10 protein-coding genes are annotated in these 19,183 nt (G+C 49.1%); 3 read left to right on the top strand and 7 right to left on the bottom strand.

The features are described from left to right. Nucleotides 1-367 precede the first annotated feature (367 nt). From Q1A48_RS04440 to Q1A48_RS04430, 3 genes are all read right to left on the bottom strand, one after another. Nucleotides 368-1,888, bottom strand: coding sequence for a glycoside hydrolase family 18 protein (locus Q1A48_RS04440; RefSeq protein WP_299941733.1), 1,521 nt, complete (start codon nt 1,886-1,888; stop codon nt 368-370). Between the two features lie 692 nt (nt 1,889-2,580). After that, entirely contained in the window at nt 2,581-5,034 is a 2,454-nt protein-coding gene (locus tag Q1A48_RS04435) for a TonB-dependent receptor (RefSeq protein ID WP_299941730.1), read from the bottom strand. A 304-nt stretch (nt 5,035-5,338) separates the two neighbouring features. Continuing rightward, nucleotides 5,339-7,393 (bottom strand): GDSL-type esterase/lipase family protein, encoded by a 2,055-nt coding sequence (locus Q1A48_RS04430; protein WP_299941727.1) that lies wholly within the window; start codon nt 7,391-7,393, stop codon nt 5,339-5,341. Nucleotides 7,394-7,588: 195 nt separating this feature from the next. On the opposite strand from Q1A48_RS04430, the gene Q1A48_RS04425 reads away from it, so the two are divergent. Beyond that, nucleotides 7,589-8,371, top strand: a complete 783-nt coding sequence (locus tag Q1A48_RS04425; protein ID WP_299941725.1) for a GDSL-type esterase/lipase family protein — start codon at nt 7,589-7,591, stop codon at nt 8,369-8,371. Here the strand turns inward: Q1A48_RS04425 and Q1A48_RS04420 are convergent, their stop codons facing one another. From Q1A48_RS04420 to Q1A48_RS04405, 4 genes are all read right to left on the bottom strand, one after another. Beyond that, nucleotides 8,372-8,764, bottom strand: a complete 393-nt coding sequence (locus Q1A48_RS04420; protein WP_299941722.1) for an L-rhamnose mutarotase — start codon at nt 8,762-8,764, stop codon at nt 8,372-8,374. 339 nt (nt 8,765-9,103) lie between these two features. Then, nucleotides 9,104-9,853, bottom strand: coding sequence for a GDSL-type esterase/lipase family protein (locus Q1A48_RS04415; protein ID WP_299941719.1), 750 nt, complete (start codon nt 9,851-9,853; stop codon nt 9,104-9,106). A 454-nt stretch (nt 9,854-10,307) separates the two neighbouring features. Continuing rightward, nucleotides 10,308-12,029, bottom strand: coding sequence for a beta-N-acetylhexosaminidase (locus Q1A48_RS04410; protein WP_299941716.1), 1,722 nt, complete (start codon nt 12,027-12,029; stop codon nt 10,308-10,310). Nucleotides 12,030-12,147: 118 nt separating this feature from the next. Further along, entirely contained in the window at nt 12,148-14,361 is a 2,214-nt protein-coding gene (locus Q1A48_RS04405) for a family 20 glycosylhydrolase (RefSeq protein WP_299941713.1), read from the bottom strand. 210 nt (nt 14,362-14,571) lie between these two features. On the opposite strand from Q1A48_RS04405, the gene Q1A48_RS04400 reads away from it, so the two are divergent. Both Q1A48_RS04400 and Q1A48_RS04395 read left to right on the top strand, forming a co-directional pair. Continuing rightward, nucleotides 14,572-17,046, top strand: a complete 2,475-nt coding sequence (locus Q1A48_RS04400) for a PDZ domain-containing protein (protein ID WP_299941710.1) — start codon at nt 14,572-14,574, stop codon at nt 17,044-17,046. Nucleotides 17,047-17,603: 557 nt separating this feature from the next. Beyond that, nucleotides 17,604-19,172 (top strand): alpha-L-fucosidase, encoded by a 1,569-nt coding sequence (locus Q1A48_RS04395; protein ID WP_299941707.1) that lies wholly within the window; start codon nt 17,604-17,606, stop codon nt 19,170-19,172. Nucleotides 19,173-19,183: the final 11 nt, after the last annotated feature.

Here is a 19,183-nt window from a genome sequence, read left to right as displayed (position 1 = left end):
TTCACTTCCCGGATCGCCTGGAGAAATATATCAGCCTATGAGGCTACTTGGCTGACACAGAGTTTTGAACACCCTCTTAAAGGTCGAGTCCCATGCGCCATTTCTGAATTTTTTATCTGCACCTTACGGATTGGCTTGGCTGACACTCCCCGAACTACTCAGCCTTAGAGGTAGGTTGGCAGACAAACTGCTCCCCAGTAGGCATCGGCACGATATTTTGCCAGTTTGGGTTGCAGATTCTGTTTTTACTGCAGGATTTTGGCAATCTACTATTTGATTTTCGCTAACGAGCTTGCGAGACACTTGATGAACAACATCCTTCCAGCAGTCTACCTGTAAGTAATCAGTGATTCCCCTGTATGATTTTTTATAACCTATAAAACGGGTGGCTGGTGCCCAAAACAGATTCTCCAATACCTCCAGCTCCGTTTGAGATACGTAGGATATACATTTTATTGGATTCCAGTGCATTTGCAACTGAGACTGGTAACGTGTATTCACCACTTGAGGTATTGGGGAGGTATTGGTAAAAACCAGTTGATGCACCTATGTTGTAGGGTTCTGTCGTGTCGAATTCATAGATGCCAATCCAGTTGTACTCATCCGCAGTTAGGGAATGAAATCCGCCCGCAATAGAGCTTCCCCAGCCATAATAGTCATTTTTTGTGTAGGCGACTATTGGCAAATAGTCATCAGGATTCCTCTTCCAGTCCATTAATTTTCGCAGCAATGAATAGGGTCTTTGCTGTACATCTTTTCTTGCGGGGTCTTTCGACAGCTCCCAGCAGAAAACGCCTCTGGCTGAAACACTTTTAACCCATTCAGCTCTACGTCTGATTTCATACAAGCCGCTGTATCGCTGTTCAAAAGCAGCTGGAAACCCAGGCGTGTTAAAAGACGAGGTGAGGTACGCCCTATAATCGTCATTGGATTCTTGCTTGAGTTGACTTATCCAGCTCCGCCCGTTTGAAGTGCCCGCTGTGGGTAACTGAAGGCCATGCCTCTTTGATGGATCCGCTACTTTACTCCACATGGATAATCCGAAAGCGAGCTTGTTAGCTGGCACACCACGTGATGTCCAATTTTCAAAATCTCGCTTCATATCGCGATTTTCGTTATATCGCAAATAATCCATCTTGTCTGCGCTATAAGTCTGAACTCCAAGTAAATCAATGCTACTGACAAAATCGTTCGTTATAGTAGATCTGCTATAATCGCCACCTGCCAAGGTCGCGGTTGCTAATTTTTTTCTTCCTCTTGCAGACCGGTTGTGCATTGCCCTGGACAGCTCTTTTATGAACTTCGAATAATTGACCCCCATGTAATCCGAGTCCAGGGAAGCATCTTCAAAATCTATATCTATACCATCCAAATCATATTTATCAACATAATTTTCCATCAGCCAGTGGATCGTTTTTCTGCGATTCAAGTCACTGACGAGTTCTGCTGATTCCGCTCGTTCAGTAGAATTGTTATGTAAATCGGACAGTGACAGTAGAATTTTAAGGTTTGGAGCCTCATCGCGCATGTAAGCCACCATGGACTCGAAATCTACCTGGTTGGAAATGTCGTGGGCAGATTCCCCGTATATTAGCCCTTTATTCTCCAAAACGGATTGCTTGCGAATGGTGGCCAGAATAAAGACTGTGCTAATATCAGAGTAGTGGTACTTGGTATAACCGGGGTTGCCTTCAGCATCATCAAGATAACCCCAATATGGTAAATAAGCCATTACCTCAAATTCCCTCAGAAGCACATCATCTTGACCAGCTCGACTGATATTAAATATGCTATCCAACCCAAACTGCAAGGAAAATAAAACAATGAGCAATATACTATTCATACGGATTTTTATTTTGGAAATTCTTTTTGCTATATATGTGCACATGCTTCAATCCTTTAATTCTCTTCCAATGATGTCCGGTTAATCCGGATTTTGCACTATAATCTTACCAACCAATACCGAACAATCTTTCAGCAGACCACTACTTATAAAATAGTTCTGTCCTAATGCAACCATTTATAGAAATTGGAATCTCTTTATACAAATACCGACAACCATGGTCACACATTTATTTTTGGCGAATTTCTATTTAACTTGGAAATAGATCATTTTTAAAGAGCAGGCCGTCAAGATTGATCTCCAGTTGGTGCACCAGGCAGGCACTTACTAGTAAAGCAGGAGGGAAGAATACCCCTCTCCCAGGACCGTATGAGGCATGGATGCCGATTACGAGCGTACAAGGATGTATTCACAGCGTGTCCTGGGAGAAGGGTATTCTTTCCTTACGACCCGGTAGTATGCCAGAGTATCTGGAAGATGCTCTCATTTCTGTCTCTGAGGCGAATGATACTAAGTTACTGGTAAGGCAAAAATGCTCTTTACGTGCAGTAATAATTAGCCCGGGGCTTCTCCTTAACATTGACCCACCTGAAGTATCGGAGTATGGACTAACTGAATTTTCTTTTGCCAGCTTTCCTCTCCAGTTATTGAGTGGAAAGCTGGTATTTAGAGCGACTTATGTGATCGAACAATAATACCAGGTTGATCACAGGTTCCTTATCTATTTTTCCTGTAACTTAGAAATTATAGCGAACATCCACACCGTAGGTTCTGGGCTCTTCAATAGTCACTATTGGTGCCTGTAACTCTGTCTGGCCAAAGCCCCCTACGGTACTGACGTACTCCTCGTCGGTAAGGTTTTTACCCCAGAGCGAGACCTGATAAGTGTCGTCGTCACTATACCAATCGATACGGCCGTGAAGGCGCTGGCGATCTCCACCGTAGCCTGGAATAGCGTCATACTGGTCCAAATAATTCAGATCCAAGGTAGCGTCATTACGATTGTAGATGTAATCAAGGTGAAAATTGATGCTGCCAACAGCAATTTCTGGCGTATAGTCCATACGGAAGGTATATGCGTCCTCAGGTTTGGATTTCCCCTTGGTGGTCTCACCTCCGACCTGATCCCCGAGTGCATCGTAATACTGCTCTGGTGTTTGCTCGGCCTTCATGTACTGGGTGATTAATGACAAACGCAAATCCGGAAGTGCTATCCAGTCGACAGTGAATTCAACGCCTGCATTCTCTACATCGGTATTGATGAGTCTTGGTGCAGCGACAGAAGCCTCGGGAGGCTGTGACTGAACTACATTTTGTGCGCCCTCGACCGACATGTTATAGGCACTGGCCTGGACTCGAAGCCGATTATCAAAAAAGTCCCCCTTTATACCCAGTTCGAAATTGGTCACCACTTCGGGGTCAAGTGGCAGCAGCGCAGTTGTCACATTGAGAGAATCAAAGCCACCGGACTTGTATCCGGTGGAGTAGGAGGCGAAGGTAATAATATCCTCGGTGAGTTTATAATTGGCAACGACACGACCAGTGGTTTTGCTCCAGGTTTCCTCCGCTTTAACCTTGGGTAACATTGGGAATATGGCATTGTCGGTGATTCCCAGCTCAGGGTTGTTCACATAAAAATCTGCCAGCGGCGTCTCCCAACTGAATTCCTTGGTGTCACTACTGTAGCGCAGCCCAAAGAACATATCGAACTTTTCAGTAAAGCTGTAACCAATATCGGTATAGATGCCCCAACTGGTGAAATCACCGCTGTTATAGATAGTTTCAGTAATAAACTGGCCGGCATGGGAGGGACCGAAAAAAAGAGGTTCCTCAATTGCTGCACTGAGCAGCCCGTAAAATTGGTCCGTCTGTGGCAGAGATACACCAGCCAGTATCTCACTCAACACCGCCCAATCATCAGGATTCCAAAAATTATCTACGGCCGAAATATCCTTACCAGCGGCGTTATAGCGGTCCTTTAAATCAGGGTCTTCCTTCATGCCTGTGGTAACAAAGCGGTGTAAAGCGTCTGTGCTTAAATTAATAGGAATAATCTGATCGGTTTTACTGCCACTGTAACTCGCACCCATCACAGCCGTTAAGTCGTCAGAAGTGAAGTTGACTTGTAGCTCGGTATACAGGGATTCCGAGTCCTCGAAGTTATCCGCTGAGAGGTAGCGGGTAATATCGGACGTGCCGTCTTCGTCGTAGACATTGGTGGTTTCAATATTGCGAGTGGTTGCGCTGTAGTTAAGCGACCACTGGTTATTGAATTCGTGGTTTAGCCGAACACCCACAGCGTACATATCGCGCTTTTCGCCACCATCAATCACATCGTGCGAGGTTTTACCGGAAAATGGATCGGTACTGTAGGCGGCGGGACCAACACCAATCACCGGATTGGCACCCTGATCCACCTTGTCATAATCGTAAGACAGCTGCAGGTCGGTTGTATCGCTGGCTTGCCACAGCAGCGACAAGCGTGCGGTTGTACTGTTCTGTATGCCCAGGTCGTCACCATTGCCAAGGTTGTCCACATAGCCATCGCGATCATTGGTCATGACATTGGCGCGCAGGAACAGGTTGCCGGTCAATGGCAGGTTACCCATGGCTTCGTATTGCTGCAAACCATAGTTACCGATTTTTGTGCTGACAAAGGCCTCAAGTTCACCATTGGGCTTTTTCGGCAGAATATTAATAACCCCGGCGGCCGCATTGCGGCCAAACAGGGTTCCCTGAGGGCCTTTCAAAATCTCCACACGCTCAACATCGGAAAAACCAACCGTGGTGGCGGTGCGCGGCAAATATTCGCCATCGTAAAAGGTGGCTACCGAAGGGTCGCCGCCGGAGCTGATATTGGTACTGGTAATACCCCGTATGGTGATCTCAGCCTGGGTTAACTGCCCCTCCCCAATGGTGACACCGGCCACATAGTTGGCCATATCGCGAATATCCAAAACGCCCGATTTGTCGATATCTTCATCGGAGAAAGTGCCGATGGAAATGGGCACTTCCATTATATTTTCTGTTCTTTTCTGCGCAGTGACTACGATTTCTTCCAGACCTTCCGGGCCGGCATCAATGTCATCTTGCGCACTCACACGGTCAAAGGACAGTGATGAGGCCAGGGCAACGGCCATGTAGATGGGAGTTCGGGTGAAACCGGAGTGGAGGTGTGACTGTTGGCTCATGTAGACTCTCCTGATTTAGCGTATTTATTATTGGAACGGTTTAACATGACTAGATCCTGTAACGTCTATCCTTACCAGCAAGGCAGGAGGGAAGAATACCTCTCTGCCGGGATCGTATAAGGCGTGGATGCCGATTACGAGCGTACAGGGATGTATGCACAGCGCGTCCTGGGAGCGGGGCACTCTTTTCTTCCGACCCGGTAGTAACTGCTTTTATTGACTCAAATACTCCGCTTCATTCGTATCTGGATACGGCTAAAGGTTAATACCCAAAAGCTTCATCCCAAATTGGTTTTACCGCTTATTACTGATTGACCAGCACATGGGCGATGCGAATGGCATGACCGCGGCTGTGCTGGTTTTTTTCCTGCCGGACCTTGATGAAAACACTGTGCTTGCCTTCAGCAAGCTCGGCATCGAGCATATAGGCCCAGGGTATGTGCAAGCCACCACTCCACTCGGTAAACAAATCCAGTCGTCGCACGGGTTGATTGTCGATGGAATACTCAATCACGCCGGCATCCGGGCCTGCTGCAATCCACAGACCAACCCCCCGCCCCTCTATGCTGAATTGCAGTTCGGCGCCTGGGGAGTCAGCCACTAGCATGGGCACTTTGACAAAGCCCTCGCGGGTTGCCGCTCCATCGGTTGGGCGCCAGGATTTCACGTAAGTAAAACCACTACCTGTTTTGAGGGTCTCGATAGGAATTAGTTGAGCCTGGCTGTAACTGAAAGGATCCAGCGGTGTTTGGGGCAAAAGGTGTGGGCTGGCAAGCGTATCGCCAGCCGCCTTCCACGCCTTGTTAAGCAAGCGCTGAATCGAGCGGAAGTATAACTTCTGCCCAAAAGGCGATGGATGCAGATCAACGAAGTCTTTCTCCCAGCTAAACTCACCACGGCCAATTCGAGTGGCGACCTCTTTGGCTAAATCAAGACTGGGCAACCCATAGTGCGTTGCAACAGCTTCGTGCTGTTGAATTACCTTCGGAATACGACCCTGATTGTAGTCACGGATTTTATCCGGATCGACAAAGTGCATCAGCACGATATCGATGTTTGGATTAGTCCGTCGGGCCTGGCGAACAATACCTTCCACACCGCGCAAAGCTTCAGGATCAGTGCGATTGTTGATGGCATCGTTGACTGCCGCCTCGACAAACAGCAAATCAACCGGGCCGGAATCAAAGACATCCCGTTGCAAGCGGAAAGCTCCGGGGGTAGAGCCCATAGAGGGAGTGCCCGCCGCAACAAAATCAAAATCCACCGCCGGGAAACGCTGCTTGAACGATTTCATCAGCAGGGTTCGCCAGCCCTGGTTGTAAGTAATTGACCCCCCGAGGAAAGCGACTCTGGCCTTGCCGCCCTGTTGGAATTTTCTGTAGGTGTTCGCCAAGCCATCACGAATACCAAAGAAGGGGTCCGGCTCATCTCCTAATGCAGAAGGCCCGAGCGCAGTCAGCGTGTGGTAGCGAATAAATTCGGCCACGCGCTGTGGGTCTTCAAAGGGAAAGTGATGCCCTTGCAGCGCTCTGGGCTCAGCCTGATTGTGAACAATTGTGATCTTACCGCCGAGCACTTTTAGACGTGACTCCACCATATAGGTGTTTTCAGCGGGTGGAACCACCTGGTCTGTGTCATCCACCAGGTGCAGTACCGGAATCCCTGCTGTGGCAATAGGCAGCAGATTGTCGATCGGGTTGTGCGCGTAGGTGGTTAATTCGTCTTCATTGAGTCCGTAAGCCTGTTGCGCCAGTGCCCAATCCGCTTTGCTGCCAATCCCCTGCCCTAACCCACCGGGCCAGCTTTTAAGATCATTGACGGGAGATTCCAGATAGATACTGGCAACTTTATCGGTATTTTTCACAGCCCAGTTGTAAACAATCAAGCCACCCCGGCTCGCACCGGATAAGGCTACCTTCGGCGCCAGGGTGAGAGACTCGGTGCAGTAGCGATAAAAATCATCCCACAGAGCAACCGCTGAGGGGCTGCCGTAAAGATTGGAAACATCCATATAGGCCACATGAAACCCCTGATCTAAGAGGATGAGGTCAGCTTCGGGGTGCCAATCGGGGAATCTTGCCCGCCACACCCAAGGGTTGCCTGGGGCGACCTCCTCGGGAGCGACCACATAGGCAGAGCGGCCTTGGATAGTAAAAGTGTAGCGATCATAACCGCGCCACTCACCTGCAGGACCGGGATAAGCTATCGCACTGTTGTTGCTGGGCTTGGCTTCGACGGAGGTCTCAGATGCGTAAGCGCAGGCCGTCATATCGGTACTGCAGGGCTCCGGGGCCATATCGGCACAGCCCACCAATAGGCAGAGTGCAAGAAGTGCGGGCAAACGGCGTAAATACGGCAAGGACAACCTCACTGTGCAATTTCGGCATAGGGCTGTCACCTGAGAATAGGGCGCAACCTTTATTTTTATATGCAAAAAGAATTTTAATTATTGAAAAATGAGACTACCATGCTTTTGTGGCTGCCTACAACAGGGTTTGCGTAAATAATAAACTGACGACGGCCAAAAGCGCTGCCGCAAGATAAGAGTGGAACAATGAAACAGCGGATATCAATGGCGGATGCGTTAAAGAGAGGTGGCCGCCTTCTTCTTGGTACAGCGAGTGCGCTTATACTCACGGTGCTTTCGGCTTGCACCGCCAGTCCTGCACTGGTGGACACCAGCATCGACAGCACAACCCCGGTGACCCAAAATCGTGACTATGCCACCTACGACTGGGAAACCCGTCACCAAGAGATCCTGGCGCGGCATGAAGTCTTGAACCCTGAAGTTATCTACCTGGGTGACTCAATCACGCACTTTTTTGGAGGGGAGCCTAAGGCCCCGCTAGCCTGGGGCAGTGACGCCTGGAAGACACTTTTTGAGGGCATAACTGTCACCAATATGGGTTTTGGCTGGGATAGAACCGAGAATGTTATCTGGCGACTGCAAAACGGTGAGATCGATGAAATCAGCCCTAAAGTTGCCCTCATCATGATTGGCACCAACAATCTGTCCATTGACAACAGCCCTGCGGATATCTTTTCAGGGGTGGAAGTCATTGTCGATGAGATTCACGCGCGCAGCCCATTGACACACATCATGTTGCTGGGAATATTGCCGCGCAAGGACAAACAATCAGAGCCAAGACAAACCAATGCACGACTCAGAGAACTCGCTCTGCGGGAATATGTCGAGTTTATCGACACCCGTCCTGTTCTGCTGGATGCAGAGGGAAAACTGGACCAAGCAAAATTGCGCGATGCCGTTCATATTAATGAATCAGGCTATAGCGCCCTATCAAAGCTGCTGCGCCCCCTGTTATTGAAAAAGCTGTAATCAGTTGAAAAACACGCGCTCCATAAGGCTCCAGTTGTCACCCTCTCGTCGGCTGGGCAGCTGACGCTGGCAGGGATCGGTTTCTTTCCACCAAGCCTGGGTCACCGGGTCATTTGCGATTGCCCGCATATCATTGTCATAGTCGTTACCGATGTATTCAAAGTAACTGAATAGATACTTCTTATCTTCGATTTCAGTGATATAAATAGAGTAGTTACGGATATTTGACTGCTTTATACGCCGAATAACGTTTGGCCACACCTCCGCATGTAGCTCCCTGTAACGCTGTTCCATATCGGGTTTTAAACCGATTACGGAACCGAAGCGCTGCACCTTGTCAGACATGATTTCCGGATTCGTACTGCCCCACACAGGCTGTGCTGTCTCTGTCATATCACTTTTCTATTCAAAAGTTTTCAATGTCGATGTTGACACGCCCGGCATGCAACCCGCTCCAATTGATACCCAGCCCCGGATACTGAAGGGCAATTGTTTCCCCATTGAGGATTTTCAGGCACTCATACTACCGGGTCGGAAGCAAAGAATACCCTCCTCTCGGGACACGCTGTGAATACCTCCCTGTACGCTCGTAATCGGCGTCCATGCCTCATACGGTCCCCCGAGGGGTATTCTTCCCTTCCGCCTTGTGAGTAAGTCACAGCATCCAATTGTAAAATAGATTAAACCGGCGATTATTTTACAGGGCAACACGCTATCTGCGAGGCAACTTGGCTAGCCTTCCATCAGCTTACTGACCTCAGCTTCAATCGCCTCCCCCCAAACCTTATATTGATCGGGATTGGGATGTAAAAGATCTTTCATGACAGATTTTTTAAGTACTCTATTTCCATCCAGAAAGTGCTCATTAATATTCAGCCAGTAGACCCTGTTATTATCGGCATAACCCTTAATGATATCATTGGTCGCTATTGTCAGCTGCCTATAGATATCTGCATCTGTTTCTCCTCTTGGGAAAATTGCCAGCATGAGTATTTTGGTATTTGGCAACCGCACCTCCAACTCATTCAAAACCGCTTTAATGCCCCTGGCGGTCAGCTCTGGTGCCTCTCTCCTGTGACCGGCATTGTTTGTACCCAGCATCATCACCAAAAGTTTCGGATCAATGTTGTCTACGGCCCCGTGCTGCAGTCGCCATAGAACATTTTCGGTCTTATCACCAGAAAATCCTATATTTAATGCCCTGCGATCACCGTAAAATGCCTGCCAGTCATTTTTACCGGTAACATCCCACCAGTGGGTGATTGAATCCCCGAGAAACACCAAGTCAACCTGTTTCATTTCCTCTTTCAAAGCCAGCTTTTCTTTGTGCCGGTCCATCCACCAATCTCCCTCTTGCATAGCAGGTGTAATGGAGTCATCACCGGTTAGAGTAGGCTGAATAACTGCGGCCGTATGATTGGCTTGGCAAGCCGTCAACAGCAATAACATCAAAGCGCCGGCCACCAAGTTTATTGCTCTCATCGGATTATTCCTCTGTGAATCGCTTTTACGGTTGAGATTGATTGTACGTTATCAGATATTAACTTGTTATTGCTGCCTTCGATATTATCTGCCCCCTCATTGACCCAAAAACAGTATCGGTAAGCTCCACCATTGAAGCGACGTCACTGGCTAGCAAAAGCAAATCTTGCGTAATATATTGCAAGGTTTGCTTTCAGCTGCTGAATAAACTTTTCCACCTGGAAGCCACATTGATCAAGACCTACGGCATACATAGTGGTCGACTTTACCGTGTGTTCGGCCTCAACTTCTCCCGCAAGGCTGGTGAAAATACCTTTAGTCTTACTGCCACCAGCACTGATACAACGGCTAACCCGTATTAACGAGGGTCATTGGGGTAGTAAGACATGCGCTCCGTATTGATGTCTTCAATCATCCACTCTTCACAAATACCACTACTTATCTTGTAGTCATTTCATGGATTACTGTCTAAGCCTCGAAAATTAATATCCATTAACGCAAGGCGCTCAGCATGAACCTTCAAACGGTCGGTGAATTTATCAAAGTCTCGCTGCTCTTCAGGCTGATTTAGCCACAGGACTTCAGACAGGGCAGAAGCTCTTGGAAAAGCCATATACTCAACATGTTCAGGGGTCTTCATATACTCGGTCCACAGTTGACCCTGGGCGCCCAAAATATGACGAGCCTCGGCTTCTGACAGGGCACGGGGAATCGGATTGTAGTTGTAGACTTTTTCCAGAGGCAGAAAGCCTCCAATTGCCAGGGGCTCTTCGTCTTTATCTCCTTGATAATAGTCAAAATAAGTGTAGTTATAGTCGGCCATCACCACATCGTGACCGGCTTTAGCCGCGGCAATACCGCCTTTATCTCCTCGCCAGGACATAACCGTTGCCCCTGCAGCCAGACCGCCCTCCAAAATTTCATCCCAACCGATAAGACGGCGGCCATTTTCTGACAGGAACCCATCAAATTGCCTGATAAACCAGCTTTGTAATTCGTGCTCGTCCTTTAACCCACGTTCTTTCATAAGCGTTTGAATACGGGGACTGTTTTCCCACAGCGTTTTGGTGGCTTCGTCACCGCCCACATGAATGAATTCACTGGGAAATAAATCCATCACTTCAATAAACACATTTTTGAGAAATTCAATCGTTTCCAGCTCTGGATTATAAATATGATGACTAATACCCCACTCGCGCTTCACGCCAATTTTTTCATCGCTGCTGGCCAGCTCCGGATAGGCAGCGACAGCTGCCTGAGCATGCCCAGGAAGTTCGATTTCAGGAACAACAACCACATGTCTTTTCTGAGCGTAAGCCACGATATCGCGCACTTGATCCTGGGTGTAAAAGCCACCATAGCGCTGGCCATCATACCGATGGTCGCCCTCAGCTGGAGACCAAAACATGAGTTTCTTCCACCAGGGTCTCTTGGGCCGATCATTATAGTGGCCAAGCATAGTTTCATCACGCCAAGCACCGATTTCTGTCAGTTTCGGGTATTTTTTAATCTCAATACGCCACCCCTGGTCTTCAGTCAGATGCCAGTGCAACTTATTCATTTTGTGTAATGCCAGCTGGTTGATGAAATTTTTTATAAATTCGACTGGCATAAAATGACGACCGACATCCAAATGCAAGCCTCGCCATTCAAAACGCGGGTAATCAGTAATATCCACAAACGGAAGCGTCCAGTCTATGGTCTGCGCGTTACTGGAAAATATTTCAACCGGTAATAGCTGTCGCAATGTCTGTACGCCGTAGAATAATCCGGCAGCATCGTTGGCGCGAATCTGAACACCGTTGTTATTCACCGAGAGTTCATACCCCTCTTTCCCCAGCGGTTGCCCATCTAACAGGAGTGCATCTTCAACAACCGTCAGAATAATTCCCTCAGCACTTGCCGCTGATGCCTCTTCTAGACCCAGCTCAGATCCCATTGCCGGGGACAGGGACTTCACGAGGTACTGGGCAACCTCTTCCGAACCGCCATGATAGTAAATTTTCGTTTCCCGGCTGAGCCTGTAATACCCGGCGCTCTCTGTCATCTGGACCGGTGCCGGGATAATAGTGATTTCACCGTAGCAGGGGAAACTTAACGCCATCAAGCAAGTCAGCAAAGAGAGATATTGCCCAACTCTTTTTGACCCCATTATTTTTTTTCTTGAACCAAGCATGTGAAATCCTCATCAAGCAGAGACTTAACCAATGTAAATTGGTCGATAAAATCTTTAATTACTAGTAAGACGGAAGGATATTGATTGTTTTACACAATAAATCTTTTCATTTCGACAATCAAATCAGTTCAACAGCCAAATACAACTGCTGTATACCTCGCTGAATCGGTAAAACATGCATCCTTAACCCCCTGGGTCTGAACAGGCTTTTAATGACATACTCTTCCTCGATTTCAAGGCTGTGATCGAGGTATGCACATTTCTCGATAACCTCCCTGCCGGAACTGAGCACTCGCTGGCTCAGGAGCTTATTATTCTCAATAGCCGTTACCGCCTGCAAACCAAATCCTGCGAGTGCGCTCATCAACTCGGAAAGTAACTCAACGTTGTCATTTTTAAGCAGGGTTGATCGCGAGAAAGTCTCTTCCAGCTTCTGGTGATTTAAGCTCCAGGTGGTGAGCTGTTGTTTCAGTGCCTGAATCTCCTGATCCCCCAGCTGTTTAGCGATTAGACGCTCTATTTGCCTATTGAATCGCCAGGCCACTTCACTCTCTGGTGGAATATGCTCCAAAAACCGCGCAACGGGGTAACTTTCCTCTGCAAACTCCGTAAACCAGGTAAGGCCTGTAATATGCGCAAAGAGCCGCCCGTACTCGTTATTGATATGCTCCGATGCAGGCTCTGCCACCGAAGCGAGTACCATCAAGGCATCCGCATTCCCGCCATTTCCGGCCAGAGAGACCATTGCCTTGACGGGATGGCTGCGATGCCTTAAGCCCAGCTTTTCCAACTGATCAGAAAAGGCAAACAGCCTGGTATATAAATTATCTTCACCCATCGCATCGCTAACGGCTCTGGGTGACCAAAATCGCTCAGCAATAGCCGCAGCTCTTGGCCAGTTACGCATATCGACCGTGTGGGCGTTGATATGCTCACTCCAACTGGCTGCTTCACCACCAAGAAAGTTTTTCTCTACTGTGTTACGCTGCTCAGCGTTTAGCCCATCGATAACTACATCCAGTGGGTCGCGCTGGTAATGGGCATAAGCCGTGTGCATTAAATCCAGGTAATAGCCCCCCGAAACCAGCAGCGGGTGTCGAGCGGACTCACCGGGAAATCTCTGTTTCAGCCAGATATGCAGCACGGCATCTTCAGGCATGGTTTTGTGAAGGATTTCCTCCCAGCCTATGGCCACTTTGCCCAAATCTGTCAGTATGTCGTAATATCGGCGGATAAAATAAGCCTGCAAATCCTGAGGCTTCTCAAGGCCGTTTGCGCGCATAAATGCGAGGATTTCATCATTTTTCAACCAGGCATCATAATTAACCTCATCGCCCCCCATATGAAAGTACAGATCGGGAAACAGTGCAGACATTTCTCCGATTAGTGTTTTGATAAATTGGATGTTTTTTTCTTTGGTGGGGTCCAGGGGGTCAGAAAATAGCTGGTCTTTTTTATAAAGGTGATAAGCCTTTCCCACTCGACTGGAAAGTTGCGGGTAGGCGATTTGCCAGCTTCGACTGTGTCCGGGAAGATCAAATTCAGGCACCAATCGTATCGCTCGATCGGCTGCATACTCCACCAACTCGGCAATTTCATCCTGACGGAAATAATCGCCGTCAGAACCCAAACTGTTCAACAGTGGAAAGCGCAAGCTCTCAACGCGAAAACTCTCATCGTCGCTTAAATGCAGGTGAAGCACATTCATTTTTGCCGCCGACATCGCATCAAGTTGCCGCTTAATCACAGCGGCAGGCATCCAATGACGAACTACATCCTGCAACAGGCCGCGCCACTTAAAACGTGGCGCATCCCGAATATTCACCGCGGGCCAACGAATTCCCCCCTGCTCAACCCGGGCCAATTGCAACAGTGTCTGCAGGGCATGCAAGGCACCATAGCCACTGGTTGAAGAGATACGGATAGCCTCCGAAGAAATATTGAGCTGATAGCTTTCATCGGTATTAATCGAGGGGTAGCGCCCAGTTACACCAGTGACGGTAATCTCAATATCCGCTGCCAGCGCTTCAAGGGGTCTGGCCATTGCAGTGCCGAGTTCGCTCAACTGCAAAGAGGTCTCAAGCATCAGGCCGAGCTGTTCAGAAAAGCGTCGGGCACCGCGCGCAACACGCTCAAGCTCCCGCCCATAGATAGTGATACGGTAATCGCGCTTCAGCTCAAAGTGCCCCTGCGTCCGCTCAATGTCAGCGGGTATAGGGAGTAAGGAACCTGTCGCCGGCAACGAATGCACGACGCCAGAAGCAGACAGGGTGATGAGTACAAGTGCCAACCCGTACCACCATTGCACCCTATCTGCCATTAGCTTCTTCATTAATACCCCTGCTGCCTTGTATAGGAGCGAAGCCTTTGCGGCATCTGGCAGCAAAGCTTCAAATTACTGCAAAAATCTGTACGGCAATAATTGCTGTAAGGTACAGGGCATGATAATCTCTTTTTTTATAAATTAAAAGATTTTTTGTATATGGAATTTGCATTATAGCAAAGGCTTGCCAAGCCCCTATACAAATAGCTGGAGCACGCTATGCAGCAGTTTCTATCCCTGTCATCCGGGCTGATCCTGGCAACGGTTGTGGCAGGCTGTGCCACCAACCCCCTCCATTGCACCAGTGCTTGCAAGGCGATAGCCCCGCAGCACCAGACACTGAGTGCGCGACAGAAGCTGAATATTTACGACTATGAAGCGCTGCCTGACATACTCTATGTGGCGACCAACGGCCAGCCGGGAAACTCGGGGACCGAACAGGCACCACTCAACAGCCTGGCCAGCGCCCTGGCCCGGGCCCGGGCCATTCACCGCGATGCACCAGGGACTCCACTGACCATTGAACTGTTGCCAGGCACCCACTACTTAGAGGAATCACTGGTTATTGGCGCATTAGACTCCGGCTCACCACAGACACCACTGGTTATTCGGGGTTCTGCCAAGGGGAGGAGCCAGCTAAGCGGCGGTCGCCGCCTTAAGAATCTCTGGCAGCAGATGGCCGACGGCACTTGGTGGACCACGGTTGAAGGCCCCAGCTTCGATCAGCTCTTTATCGAGGGCAACAAGCAAATCAGAGCCCGCTACCCCAATTACAATCCCGAGGTAGCCGTGTTTAACGGCCACACCACCGCTGCTGATATCAAACGCAGGGCAAAAACCTGGAGCAACCCCGAGGGCGGCTACCTCCACGCGCTACACGGGGCACGCTGGGGCGGGTTTCACTATCAAATCACCGGGAAGAATGACGATGGCTCCTTAAAATTGTCTGGTGGCTGGCAAAACAACCGCCCTGCCAATGGCATGCATAAAAACTATCAATTCGTGGACAATATCCGCGAGGAGCTGGATCAAGCTGGAGAGTGGTACTACGAAGAGAACAGGGCCCGACTGTATATTAAGCCTCCCGAGGGAGTCGCCCTCAATCAGGCCAAGGTGGAAGTGGCTGGCCTCAAAGAGCTGATCATTGTGCGCGGCAATAGCAGCAAGCCGGTGAAACATATTAGTATCGAAAACCTGACACTTGTCCATGCGGGTGAAAGCTTTATGCAAACCGCCGAGCCTCTGTTGCGCAGTGACTGGACCCTGTATCGCGGAGGCGCCATCTTTATTGAAAATGCCGAGGATGTTCAGCTCGACAATAATCGCCTGATTGATCTCGGCGGCAATGGGGTTGTGGTTTCAGGTTATGCTCGCAACATTCGCATCACGACAAATCACTTCTCTCAGCTCGGCGCCAGTGCCATTTCTTTTGTCGGCAAAGCGTCCAGCGTGCGTTCCCCAGCGTTTCAATACCACCAATCCGTTCAATTATCAGACATGGACAGAGAACCGGGGCCTAAGAGCCCTGAATACCCTTCGCACTCTCTGGTCGAGGACAACTTGATTCATGACATTGGCCGCCTGGAAAAGCAAAGTGCCGGCATTCAACTCTCCATGGCAGCAGAGATAACCCTGCGTCACAATAGTATCTACAACGTACCAAGATCCGGTATAAATATCTCAGAGGGCACCTGGGGGGGGCATGTTCTGGAATTTAATGACGTCTTCAATACAGTGTTGGAAACCGAAGATCACGGCGCATTTAACAGCTGGGGAAGAGATCGATTCTGGCATCCCAATCGTTGGATTATGAATCGTACTGTTGCAAAGGACCCTTCCCTGCCCTCACTGGATGCAATTAAAACCACTGTGATTCGGAATAACCGCTTCCAGACTTCTCACGGTTGGGATATCGATCTTGACGACGGCTCCAGCAACTATCACATCTACAACAACCTTTGTCTTGAAGGTGGACTCAAGCTGCGCGAAGGCTTTCATCGAACCGTTGAGAATAATATCTTACTCAACAACGGCTTTCATCCACACGTCTGGTTTAAAAACAGCGGTGATATTTTCAGAAAGAACCTGGTTATGTCGGCCCATGCCGATATTCGCATCAGCGACTGGGGAGCAGAGGTGGATAAGAACCTCTATCTTTCCCGGCACGACTTACAAACAGACCAAGCAAAGGGGGTGGACAGCAACAGCCTCTTCGGAGAACTTGGCTTTGCGAATTACCAAACAGGGAATTATAGTGTCGTCAATCTGGACAGTGTCGCGGCGATTGGCTTCAAAAACTTTCCCATGACCCAATTCGGAGTCAAAAACGTAAAGTTAAAAGCGATCGCCCAGCAACCTGAGTTCCCAAAACCTGAAATTTTCCGTAACAATCGGCTCAGTCAATCCAATACATGGTTGGGGCTGGAAATTAAAAATATTGAAACCCTTGGGGAGCGATCCGCGGCGGGTCTCAAAGAGGCGTCTGGCGTCTTGATTCTTTCCGCACCAGTCGTATCTTCCGCGCATCAGGCCGGGCTTCTCGATGGCGATGTGATAATCTCCGTTGTCGCCAACGGCTCGCGAATCCCCGTTTACACAGTGAAGGATCTTCTCAGCGTAGAACGCTCAACCATTGCTTCACTGACTGTTGTCCGAAACCAGAAAAACACCTTGGTTCACCTTGAATCCGAATAAGTCTTGGCCAATACAACACGCTCTTGAAGACTGGGAGGTGCCGGGTATGTTGAAATCGAAAAAAGACATCCTGCGCAGCCGGGCAAGTATGTTAAAGCCAAACCCGCTCCCAACAGGTCCTATTTGACCAAGACTGGCGCGAATTTTTCCATCAGTTCAAGCGCGGGCAGTAGTGGCTGGGTAGGGTTGCCGTGCCTGCACCTGCGGCATATACCAATCGTACTTGCCCGGCTATGCACATGAGTCCACAGACAACCGTCAGACCCAGGGGGTGTCTGTACAGATTGTGATTGTAAAGCAATGCCGGTGTTTTCGGCACTGTCATTGGTTAGAGTGGGGACACTGCTTGTTCGCTAAGGCGAGTCGGGATTAGCCGTGTACTAAATCAGGAACCTGCAATCTGCGCAATCAGTTTTATATCCGAAAGGGAATCCCTGCCCTGAATTTGAAAAACAGTGAAGGGAGAGGAGAATGTAAAAAAATCGTATAGATTTTACCAGAAGCTGAATTGGCTTTGTGCTATTCAATATGCAGCAAACTTAGGGAGAGACCGAAGCGTGAAAATAAAAATAATACACTCCATGGTATTTTTGGCAACCGCCGCTGTTTTAGTCAGCTGCAGCTTGCCGGGACAAAAATCGATCACCAATGCTCCCCAGACAAAACCCACAGCAGCCAGCAAAGACGACCGCTATCAACCTCATTGGTCGTCGCTCAATACCAGGGAAATACCCGGTTGGTTTGGTGATGCCAAATTTGGCATTTTCATACACTGGGGCCCTTACTCAGTCCCGGCCTACTCTCCCAAAGGCACCTATGCCGAATGGTATCAATACTGGCTGCAAAGCAGAAGTTTGTTTGGCAACGGTGATTTTAACGGCGACGAAATCAGTCGCTATCACAAAAAAACCTACGGGGAAGACTTCAGCTACTATCAGTTTGCTGATGATTTCCGTGCGGATTTATTTAATCCAGAGCAGTGGGCAGATCTGTTCAAAGACGCCGGTGCCAAATATGTGGTATTGACCTCGAAGCATCACGACGGCTTCGCGCTCTGGCCCAGTGAGGAAGCCAATGGACGCGGATTCCCCTGGAACAGCTACGATACAGCGGCCAAACGAGACATTGTCGGCGAACTCAGTCATGCGGTAAAGAATAGCGGGCTGAAGATGGGCCTCTATTACTCCCTCTACGAATGGTATCATCCACAGTGGAAAGGCACTCGGGGAAATAATAACGCCTATGTCGATCAGCATTTCACACCCCAGTTTAAGGATTTGGTCGAAAGCTATGAGCCCGACTTACTCTGGGGAGATGGCGAATGGGATATGCAGTCTGAAGACTGGAAAACCCCGGAATTAATCGCCTGGTTATTTAACGATTCCAAAGTGAAAGACACGGTGGTCATTAATGATCGATGGGGAAACGATACGCGCCAATCACCAGGCTTCACCGGTTATCTGACCACCGAGTATGAAGCACAATCTCTCGACGGGGTGTGGGAAGAGTGTCGCGGCCTGGGCTTCTCTTTTGGCTACAACCAGAATGAGCATGCCGCTGATTACAGTTCCGCGCATGCGCTTGTGTTAACCCTGATAGATATCGTTAGCAACGGCGGTAATTTGCTTCTCGATATAGGACCTGATAGCCGGGGAAATATCCCCGTTATCATGCAGGATCGCTTGTTGAGTATGGGCGCCTGGTTGAAAACCAATGGCGAAGCCATTTATGGCACGCAAAAATGGAAGCGCCCCACACAGTGGTCCGAAGGACGCCGTGACTACAAACCTGAAACACACTATGTGGGCAATCACAACATCTTTAAGTTAACCACTGATCCCGAACCCGGCTACGCTGTCAAGCAGGTTTTCTTCACTCAGAAAGTGAACGCGGATGAGAATAACTTGTACGCCATTTTACCCCAGTGGCCAGAATCTGAATTAACCCTAAAAGGCGTCCAGGCTAGCCCTGACAGCAAGATAACACTGCTGGGTTCGAATCAGGATTTGAGCTGGGAGAACAGGGGCGGGAACTTGATTGTGACTATGCCCTCATTCTCCCCCAATCACTACAGCAGTGAACAGCAGTACGCCTACACCCTGCGAATCACCCAACCCAAACACTAATAACGACAGGT

The organism is uncultured Microbulbifer sp. (assembly GCF_947489355.1).
Lineage (GTDB): Bacteria > Pseudomonadota > Gammaproteobacteria > Pseudomonadales > Cellvibrionaceae > Microbulbifer.
This window is presented reverse-complemented; position numbering and strand designations above follow the sequence as displayed.